8 protein-coding genes are annotated in these 9,491 nt (G+C 72.9%); 6 read left to right on the top strand and 2 right to left on the bottom strand.

Annotation, left to right across the window (positions count from 1 at the left end):
- The first annotated feature begins 175 nt into the window (after nucleotides 1–175).
- From V7E46_RS17670 to V7E46_RS17680, 3 genes are all read left to right on the top strand, one after another.
- Complete coding sequence (locus tag V7E46_RS17670) at nucleotides 176–709, top strand: hypothetical protein (RefSeq protein ID WP_333769291.1); 534 nt, start codon at nucleotides 176–178, stop codon at nucleotides 707–709.
- Between the two features lie 101 nt (nucleotides 710–810).
- Complete coding sequence (locus V7E46_RS17675; protein WP_333769298.1) at nucleotides 811–1,917, top strand: sensor histidine kinase; 1,107 nt, start codon at nucleotides 811–813, stop codon at nucleotides 1,915–1,917.
- Nucleotides 1,914–2,579, top strand: a complete 666-nt coding sequence (locus V7E46_RS17680; protein WP_333769292.1) for a response regulator transcription factor — start codon at nucleotides 1,914–1,916, stop codon at nucleotides 2,577–2,579. Before V7E46_RS17675 ends, V7E46_RS17680 begins: the two co-directional genes overlap by 4 nt.
- Nucleotides 2,580–2,696: 117 nt before the next feature.
- Here V7E46_RS17680 and uvrA read toward each other — a convergent pair whose 3' ends face one another.
- A complete protein-coding gene (gene uvrA, locus V7E46_RS17685) occupies nucleotides 2,697–5,165 on the bottom strand; it encodes an excinuclease ABC subunit UvrA (protein ID WP_333769293.1) in 2,469 nt (822 codons plus the stop codon).
- A 591-nt stretch (nucleotides 5,166–5,756) separates the two neighbouring features.
- Here uvrA and V7E46_RS17690 point away from each other — a divergent pair.
- From V7E46_RS17690 to V7E46_RS17700, 3 genes are all read left to right on the top strand, one after another.
- Entirely contained in the window at nucleotides 5,757–6,047 is a 291-nt protein-coding gene (locus V7E46_RS17690) for an STAS domain-containing protein (RefSeq protein ID WP_333769294.1), read from the top strand.
- Complete coding sequence (locus V7E46_RS17695; protein WP_333769295.1) at nucleotides 6,044–7,003, top strand: sensor histidine kinase; 960 nt, start codon at nucleotides 6,044–6,046, stop codon at nucleotides 7,001–7,003. Before V7E46_RS17690 ends, V7E46_RS17695 begins: the two co-directional genes overlap by 4 nt.
- Nucleotides 7,004–7,071: 68 nt before the next feature.
- Nucleotides 7,072–7,680, top strand: a complete 609-nt coding sequence (locus V7E46_RS17700) for an STAS domain-containing protein (protein WP_333769296.1) — start codon at nucleotides 7,072–7,074, stop codon at nucleotides 7,678–7,680.
- A 121-nt stretch (nucleotides 7,681–7,801) separates the two neighbouring features.
- Here the strand turns inward: V7E46_RS17700 and V7E46_RS17705 are convergent, their stop codons facing one another.
- The gene (locus tag V7E46_RS17705; RefSeq protein ID WP_333769297.1) at nucleotides 7,802–9,391 is read right to left on the bottom strand and encodes a PucR family transcriptional regulator; all 1,590 of its coding nucleotides are present in this window, start codon (nucleotides 9,389–9,391) and stop codon (nucleotides 7,802–7,804) included.
- Between the last annotated feature and the right edge of the window lie 100 nt (nucleotides 9,392–9,491).

Below are 9,491 nucleotides of genomic sequence, written 5' to 3' on the forward strand. Positions count from 1 at the left end.
CAGCCGAATCACCCGGGACACATCCGTTGCGCCTCCTCGCAGGATCGGCCCAGCCCCCCGGGAGAGTTCGCGGACCCCGGCTTGATGCGCGCCCCGGGCGGCAGCGCGCTTCTCCACCCCGGGTTCCACCCGTGGGTCCAGGCGTCGCGGGCCCTGCGACAGCAGGCTTGGGGGCATGACAACGACCGAGTGGATCACCGACATCGCTCTCATCCTCGTCGTCTTCCGGCAGCTGCGGGAGGACCGGCTGGACCTCAGGACCTTCCTGATCCCGCTGGGGATCGTGGCCTATGTGGCCCACACGTATCTGGACTCCGTCCCCACCGGGGGCAACGACCTGATATTGGTCGGAGCGCTCATGGGCGCGGGCGCCGTACTCGGCATCGCCGGCGGTGTCTGCACCCGGGTCAGGACCGCGGGAGAGCACATCCTGATCAAGGCCGGCGCGGTCTCCGCGATCCTGTGGGTGCTCGGGATGGGTGCCCGGATGGGCTTCCAGCTGTGGACCGAGCACGGCGGCGGCGCCGACGACGTCGCCCGGTTCAGCGTCGCCCACCACATCACCAGCGACCAGGCGTGGGTGGCGGCCTTCGTCCTGATGGCGCTCACCGAGGTCGTCACCCGGCTGGCCGCGATCTTCGTCCGCAGCCGGATGCTGACCGCCGGGCAGCCCGCCCCGGCGTCGAACCGTGTCGCGGTCCGACCGTGAGCTATGGTCTGGCCGTGCCCACCGCCGAGACCGCCTCATCCCCCGGACAGGTCCCGCCCCCACCGGCCGCGCCCCGGCCGATCCCGGGCCGGGACCCCCGGGTGCAGTGGGCCCAGACCATGGCGGTCATCGTCAGCGGTGCCCTGACGATCCGGCCGATGGGCGTCAGCGGGCGGGGGCTGGCGGTCGCGGCCTTGTTCGTACTGAACTGTGCGGCGCTGCTGGCCCGGGGCCTGCCCCCGGGCAAGGTCCCGCCGCGTGCCGCCGTCGTCTGGCTGTCGCTGGGCGTCCTCGCGGCGGCCGCGCTGATGGGCGTCAGCCGCAGCGGAACGGGTTACCTCTTCGCCTTCTTCCTCTCCGGTCACATCGGATACCGGCTGCCGGCCAGGCAGGCCCTCGCGCTGGCGCTGGCCTGCGGCCTGCTCTGCGGCGGCGTCCTGTACTTCGGCGTCGGCCCCGGTCACCACCTGCTGCCCTGGGCCGTCGGCCTCACCACCGGCGCACCTGTCCTGGTCGGGATACTCAACCGCGCCCAGCACCAGGCCGTGGACGCCGCGCTGTCGGCAGCCGAGAGCGCGGAGCGCGCCGCCCGGGCCGAGGCGCAGGCCGCCGTGCTCACCGAACGCGGCCGGATCGCCCGGGACGTGCACGACGTCCTGGCGCACACGCTGGCCGGGATCAACATGCAGCTGGAACTGGCCGACGCGCTGCTCGACACCGGCGACCTGGAGAAGGTCAGGGCGGCCAACGACAAGGCCCACAGCCTGGTCAAGGAGAGCCTCAAACAGGCGCAGTGGACCGTGCACGCGCTCCGCGAGGACTCGCTGCCGCTGGTGGAGACCCTCACCTCGATGCTCGAATCGTCCGGCCACCGCGACGCCCTGACCGTCTCCGGCTCTCCCGCGGAGGTGCCGGCCCGGGTGACCCAGAACCTGCTGCGGATCGCCCAGGAGTCGCTGACCAACGCCGCGCGCCACGCCCCGGGCGGTGAGGTGCGGGTGGAGCTGGCCTCCACGGCTTCCTCGACGGCGCTGACGATCCGCAACCGGCACGCCACCCGTACGGTGCACGCGGGGGCCGGCAGCGGAATGGGGCTGATCGGAATGCGCGAACGCGTCGCCCTGCTGGGCGGCACCCTCACCGCGGGACCGGTCATTGAGGGACCGGACCAAGGCGGCTGGCAAGTGGAGGCGGTGATCCCGCGATGAGTGAACCCACCGAGAGCTCCCGGCCGTTGCGCGTGGTCGTCGCCGACGACCAGGCCGCCGTCCGCGAACCGCTCGCCGCGGTGCTGGACCTGGCGGAGGACATCGACGTCGTCGCGGCGGCCGCGGACGGCAACGGCGTACTGGACGCGGTCGCCGCCGGTCCGGTGGACGTCGTGCTGATGGACCTGCGCATGCCCGTGCTCGACGGAATCGAGACCACCCGCAGGCTGAGCGACGAACACCCCGAGGTGGCCGTCGTCGTGCTCACCACGTTCGCCGACGACGACTCGATCCTGGCCGCCCTCAGCGCGGGCGCCCGCGGCTATCTGACGAAGAACGCCGGCCGCCAGGACATCGTCCGCGCGATCCGCGCCGCCGCCGCGGGACAGTCCGTCCTGGACCGCGAGGTCCAGGACCGGCTGCTGGCCACCGTCCGCGCCAGGCCGGCGGCGTCCGGACAGCGGCTGCCGGCGGATCTCACGCCCCGCGAACGCGAAGTGCTCACCCTGATCGGCCAGGGTCTGCCCAACCGCGCGATCGCCGAGAAGCTCTTCGTGAGCGAGGCGACCGTCAAGACGCACATCAACAACCTCTTCGCCAAGGCCGACATCCGGGACCGGGCCGACGCCGTGCGCCGCGCCATCGCGGCCGGCCTGGCCTGACCTCGCGGCCCCGCGGGACGGCCTTGCCACCGGTGGCGGCCACTATCCACGTCGAGCGTCCGGCCGGTGGCGAAACGGGCGTCGTCGCCGGCGGCGGGGAAGAGGACCGGCCCGTCGTCAGGAGCGCGCGAGCCGGGCCGCGAGATAGGGCGCGGTGGCGCTGCGGCGGGCCGTCGCCACCTTGGCCGGCGGGCCCGCCGCGACCACCCGCCCGCCCGCGTCGCCACCGCCCGGCCCGAGGTCGATGACCCAGTCGGCGGTGGCGATCGTGTCGAGGTCGTGTTCGACGAGGACGACCGTGTTGCCGGCGTCGACGAGGCGGTGCAGCTGTCGCAGCAGCAGCGCGATGTCCGAGGGGTGCAGCCCCGCCGTCGGCTCGTCGAGCAGGTAGAGCGCGTGCCCGCGGCGGGCTCGCTGCAGTTCGGTGGCCAGTTTGATGCGTTGCGCCTCCCCGCCGCTGAGCTCCGTCGCGGGCTGCCCCAGCCGCAGGTACCCCAGTCCCACCTCGCGCAACGTCTCCAGACTGCGGGAGGCGGCCGGGACGGCGGACAGGAACGTGGCGGCGGCGTCGACGGACAGCCCCAGCACTTCCGCGATGTTCTTGCCGCGGTAGGTGACTTCCAGCGTTTCGGCGTTGTACCGGGCCCCCCGGCAGGTCGGGCACGGCGCGTAGGTACCGGGCAGGAACAGCAGTTCCACTGCGACGAAACCTTCGCCCAGGCAGGTCTCGCACCGCCCTTCGGGCACGTTGAAGCTGAACCGCCCGGCCGAGTAACCGCGCGCCCTGGCCTCGTCCGTCCCCGCGTACAGCTTGCGCACCGCGTCGAACATCCCCGTGTACGTGGCCAGGTTGGACCGGGGGGTGCGGCCGATGGGCCGTTGGTCGACCCGGACCAGGCGGTCGAACGACTCGACCCCCGACGCGTCCTGGACGTCGACCTCCAGCTGCGCCTCGCCGGGCTCCTCGGGCACCAGTCCGAGGTGGCCGCGGACGACCTCGGCGAGCACCTGTGTCACCAGCGTCGACTTTCCCGAACCGGACACGCCCGTCACCGCCGTCAGCACGCAGAGCGGTACGTCGACGGACACGTGGTGCAGATTGTGGCGGGAGACGCCGCTCAGGCGCAGCCAGCCGTGCGGTGTGCGCGGACGGTGGTCGAGCGGCCGGGCGCGCCCGAACAGGTACTGGCCCGTGGCCGACTCCCCGACCCGCTCAAGACCGGCGACCGGGCCGCTGTACAGCACGCGTCCGCCGCCCTCGCCCGCGCCGGGGCCGATGTCGACCACCCAGTCCGCCCGCCGTACGACGTCCATGTCGTGCTCCACGACGAACAGCGAATTGCCCGCCGCCTTGAGGCGGTCCAGCACGTCCAGCAGCGGTTCCGCGTCGGCAGGGTGCAGGCCCGCGGAGGGTTCGTCGAGCACGTAGACGACGCCGAACAGCCCCGAGCGCAGCTGGGTGGCGATCCGCAGGCGCTGCGCCTCGCCGGGCGACAGGGTCGTCGAGCGGCGCCCGAGGCTGAGATATCCGAGGCCCAGGTCGAGCAGTACGTCGACCCGGGCGGCCAGATCGCCGCAGATCCGGACCGCGACCTCGGTCGTCTCCCCGGATCGGGCGGTCGACGTGGTGGCGTCGGCCTCGGACCGCCCCGTGACGGGCCGCAGCAGCGCCACGACCTCGGTCAGCGGCATCGCGTTGATCTCGGCGATGGAACGTCCGGCGAAGGTCACGGCGAGCGCCTCGGGCCGCAGTCCGCTGCCGTGGCACTCGGGGCAGGGCACACTCCTGACGAACCGGAGCGCCCGTTCGCGCATCCTGTCGCTCTTGGAGTCGGCGAGGACGTGCATGACGTGCTTGCGGGCGCTCCAGAACGTGCCCTGGTAGCCGTAGTCGACGCGGTCCTGCTCCGGCTCGACGTACACGGAGGGCTGCTCGTCCGTGTACAGCAGCCAGTCCCGGTCCTTCTTCCTGAGCCTGCGCCACGGCCGGTCGATGTCGATCCCCAGGCCGCTCACGACACTGCGCAGGTTGGCGCCCTGCCAGGCGCCCGGCCAGGCGGCGATCGCCCCCTCGCGGATGCTCAGCGAGGGGTCCGGGACCAGCAGGTCCTCGGCGACGTCGTGCACGACGCCCAGCCCGTGGCACTCCGGGCAGGCGCCGGCCGCGGTGTTGGGTGAGAACGACTCGGCCTCCAGCCGTGCGGCCCCGGGCGGATAGGTGCCGGCGCGGGAGTACAGCATGCGCAGCAGATTGGACAGCGTGGTGATGGTCCCGACCGTCGAGCGCGAGCTGGGCGACCCGCGACGCTGCTGCAGGGCCACGGCCGGCGGCAGCCCGGTGATCTCCTGCACATGCGGTGCGCCGACCTGTTGCAGCAGCCTCCGGGCGTACGGTGCCACGGACTCGAAGTAGCGCCGCTGGGCCTCCGCGTAGAGCGTGCCGAACGCGAGCGAGGACTTGCCAGAACCGGAGACGCCGGTGAAGGCGACCATCGCGTCCCGCGGAACGTCGACATCGATGTTCCGCAGGTTGTTCTCATTGGCGCCCCGGACATGCACGAAGGGGTCGGTCGCGTCCTTGTCCACCGTTCCTGACTACCTGATCGCGCCGGGAACCGCGCGCCAGGCGCCGCCACCCCGCCCACCCCGGCGCGGGGTCGTCGAGGCCGAATGCGCTCGTGCATGCGTTCGCCTCGGCGCCGTGGGGAGGAGGGCTGACGTTCGGGTGCACCACCGAGACGCGGGCCGCTGGTACCGCGCCCGTGGGTCCCGTTCACCCGATCGAGCGGCGTGGTGTGATCGGGCCGGTCTTTCGCCGCGAGTATTGCGGCGGCAGGGGGATGGGCCCTCCGGGAAGCCGGGTCGCGGCCGTCCGCCCGTACGGACCTCCGGATGCCGCCGTGGAAGCCGTCCTCGGTTCTTCCGCCCCGGATCAGGCCGTCGCGGAGAATCGGCTCGCGGCCCGCGGACCGACCGGCGCGCCTTCGACGGTGGAGAAGCCGGAGCCCGCGGTGCGGGCCCTCGCACAGGAGCGGATGACGCGGGCCTGTCCGTGCGTCACCGCAAACCGTGTCCGCCTTGTCCCGTCGCGGCGTCCGGGCGGTGCCCGCACCGGAGCTGGTCACGGGCGTGTATCCGCACCACGCGGGCAGACGGATGAAGGTGCCTGACTTTCGGATGCTCTGTGTGGGAGAGGACTGCTGGAGTGTGAGCGGGGTGGTGGACTTCGACGGCGCCGCGGCCTTCGGCACCGCGGTGCGCGAAGTGCTGGCCTCCGCGGGCACCCTGCGCCTGCACTGCCATGACCTGCTGCTGATGGACGCAGCCGCCATGAAGGCCCTGACCGAAGCGGTCCTGTCGGTCGAGGGCGGCAAGGTGCTGATCGAGGGAGCGAACTCCACGGTGCGCCGCAACTGGTCCCTGGCCGGTTACCAGGTCCCGCAGATCCCGGTGGAGCTGCTCCCGTGAACGACCACGTGACAGCGCCGACCGCCCCGGACACGAAAGACCCGGGCTTTCGCCACGAGCTCTTCCCCTATCGGGGCGAGACCGCGTTCCTGGACGGCACCGTCTCCTACATCAAGGACGCCGTCGCCGGCGGCGAAGCCGTACTGGTGGCCGTCGACCCCGCCAAGCAGGAGATCCTGCGCCAGGAACTCGGCGGCACCGACGCCGCCAAGTCCGTCACCTACCTGGACGCCGCCGCGCTGAGCTGGCGCCCGGGCCGGCGGATCTCCGCCTGGGCCGGCCACATCACCGACCGCGCGGCCAAAGGGCAACCGGTCCGCGGGATCAGTGAAACCCAGTGGACGGGCCGCACGCCGGGCCAACGCGCCGAACTCCAATACCACGAATGGCTCCTGAACCGGGCCTTCGCCGCCACTCCCGCCTGGTGGCTGCTGTGTCCCTACGACACCACCACCGTCGAGGCGGACGTCCTGCAATCGGCGCGCAGCAACCATCCGCTGCTGCGTGACGTGCAGAGCGGCCCCAACACCGGCCATCAGGACGGCCCCTACCCGTTCCCGGACCTGGGCGCCCCCTGCGACCCCTACCAGGAGCTCGTCTTCCATGCCGGGGACCTGGCCCGGGTGAGGGACAAGGTCACCGCCTGCGCCGGCGCCCACCACCTGGAGCCCGACCGGCTGCTGGACCTGCTCGCGGCCGTCACCGAGGCCGCCGCCAACAGCATCCGGCACGGCGGCGGCACCGGAACCCTGCGCACCTGGACCGAACAGGGCGAACTCGTCTGCGAAGTCCGCGACACCGGACATCTCCAGGACCCCCTGGCCGGACATGTGCGCCCGCGCCACGACCAGATCGGCGGCCGGGGGCTGTGGCTCATCCACCAGCTCTGCGACCTCGTCCAGATCCGCACCACCCACGGCGGAACAACAGTCAGAATGATCACCGCGCTGAGCTGACCCGGTTTCGCCCTCACCTGCACCGGACAGACAGCACGTAGCCGAGATCCTTAACAGGGAGGAACGACGTGCTCCTGGTGACTGCCGAAACCGTCGACACGACCAGCGCGGTTCTGCGCGTCAGCGGCGACATCGACCAGGACACCGTCCCCGACCTGGAGCGTGCAGTCGAGCGGTGCCTGGGCACCGGACACACGCACCTGGCCATCGACTGCGCCGATCTCCGGTCCTTCGACTCCTCAGGCGTCACCGCGCTCCTGCGCGCCCACCAGGCCGCCTCGGTCCGGGACGGCACACTCACGCTGACCCGTGCGGGTTCGGTGCTGCGCGGCCGTCTCGAACTCACCGGCCTGGACCAGGTCCTGACGCTGGTCGAAGACGCACCGGCCCCCAGCGCGGACATCCTCCGAGTACCGCCGCCCGAGGCCCCCTCCAGCATTGAGGCTCAAACGGAGTCCTTGATCCGTCTGAGTACCCACGGGACCTTCGCACCCGCCGCGGCGGACGCCTTCGGCAGCGCAGCCCAGCCCGCGCCGGGTCCCATGATGGCGCCGGTCCGATCCAGGGATGCCCTCGCCGCGCTGGAGGAGATGCACGCAGCCCGCAAGGAGGCACGCAGGCAAGCCCTGGACACCGTAAGGCCGCAGGCCTGCAGGCCGGATCACCGAGCGCCGTGATCGGCGGCGCGGGCAGGTCCGTGTCCCGTCACGGACTCGACCGCGTCCAGCCTGACCGGCACCGCGCCCCTGTCGGTCCGCGCCACGGCCATGATGAGCGTCCGGAGCATCGCCGCTCTGCTCAGCGGGGTGCGTCGAGCACGTTGCGGATACGGGTGGCGACGTGCAGGTTGAGGCGGGTCCCGACGTCACCGAGGTCGTGCCCGGTGATCTCGCGGATGCGCTGGAGGCGGTAGCGGACGGTGCTGCGGTGGATGAGCAGCGTCTCGGAGGTCGCGTCGTAGCTGCCGCCGCTCTCCAGGTAGCCCGAGAGCGTCGTCACCAGCTCGGTGTGGTGGCGGGCGTCGTAGTCCAGCAGTGGCCCCAGCCACCGGCGGACGAAGCTGTCGGCTTCCCGTTCGCCGTCGCCGGTTCCCATCATGCGGCACAGGCCCAGTTCTTCGAAACCGGTGCTGCCGTACGGGTCCTGGGATCGGCGGCGGACGGTGAGCGCGCGGACCGCCTCGTCATAGGAGCGGGGCAGATCGGCGAAGACGGCGCAGTGGCCGCCGACCCCGATCGTGCCGGCCCCGGTGCCGAGGTCGTCCGAGAGGGCACGGTGCAGCTCGCTCCCCGGATCACGCCGGTCCTCATCGGCCACGAGGACGACCGTGGTCCCGCCACGGGAGCCGACGAGCACGTCCCGGCGCAGCCGCCCGGCCGCCCGCACCACCGCGTCCCCGAGCGCGGCCGTCTCGGCTGTGCCGGGCCACTCCAGTACGGCGACCTTGTGCGGCCGGTGCAGGTCGTGGCCCAGGACTGCCGCCTGGGTGAGGACGTCGCCGTTCGCCTCACCTGAGATCAGCCGGTCGACGAGGTCGCGTCTCAGGCGGGGTTCCAGCTCGGCCAGCCTGCGCTCGTGCGAGAGCTGGGGGGCCAGTACCAGCGCGGCCTGTCCGAGCGCCGACGTGTCCGCTTCCGCCGCCCGGCAGTCCGGGTCGACCAGCGCGACCACGCCGAGCAGATCGCCGGCCATCTCGATGGGGACGACCAGCCGGTCCCGGTCCCGGACACTGCCGGGCCGGCGTCGCGCGCCGTGTATCAGGGCGTCCCGGCGCCGGGTGTCCGACTCCGTGCGCGGTCCGCCGCCGGGTCCTGTCCCGGGTTCCCCCCGGCGGGGACCGGCCCAGGCCCGCGGGTTGCCGAAGCGGTCCTCGGTGAGGGCCGCGAATCCCGTGTGGTCGTGCAGGGCCTGCAGGATTCCCTGCTCGCCTGCGCCGGAGACGGCGGCGCGGCAGAGCGCGTCCTGGGCGGCGAGCCGCGAGGCCAGGGCGGAGGCGGTCGCGCCGGGTCCCGGGGTGGGCGGGCCGCCCTGGGCCCCCGGTGGGTCGCCGGTCTCCGGCTGCTCCTCGATCTCCCGCGTGCTGTCCGACTCGACGCGGGCCCGATACCCCCGGTGCGCGGTGAGGCGCGCGAGGGCGATCCCGGTCTGCTGTGCGAGCAGGTCGGTCAGGGCGGTCTCCTCTGCCGAGGGCGTGGTCAGGGATCGGATGACGAGATAGCCGAGGCAGCGATCCCGGTATCGCAGAGCGATGGCTCGTGCCCACGGCACGCCCGGCTCGTGCAGGCGCCGGCTGCGGCCGTCCAGAGCGCCGATCCGCCGGTCGAGCCGGTCGCCGGCCGCCACGTCGGCGACGGCTGCTTCGGCTGGGGTTTCGCGGGTGGGACCCACCGCCCGTTCCCGCTCCGCGGTACTTCCCGGCCGGGCGGCGGGGGCAGGGGGGGGGGGGGGGGGGGGGGGGGGGGGGGGGGGGGGGGGGGGGGGGGGGGGG

It is taken from the genome of Streptomyces sp. IBSBF 2435, from assembly GCF_036815005.1.
Lineage (GTDB): Bacteria > Actinomycetota > Actinomycetes > Streptomycetales > Streptomycetaceae > Actinacidiphila.

Excerpts from the sequence above, each read along its gene's own strand:
- V7E46_RS17670 (WP_333769291.1), top strand. The coding sequence starts at position 176 with ATGACAACGACCGAGTGGATCACCGACATCGCTCTCATCCTCGTCGTC.
- V7E46_RS17680 (WP_333769292.1), top strand. The coding sequence starts at position 1,914 with ATGAGTGAACCCACCGAGAGCTCCCGGCCGTTGCGCGTGGTCGTCGCC.
- V7E46_RS17690 (WP_333769294.1), top strand. The coding sequence starts at position 5,757 with ATGCTCTGTGTGGGAGAGGACTGCTGGAGTGTGAGCGGGGTGGTGGAC.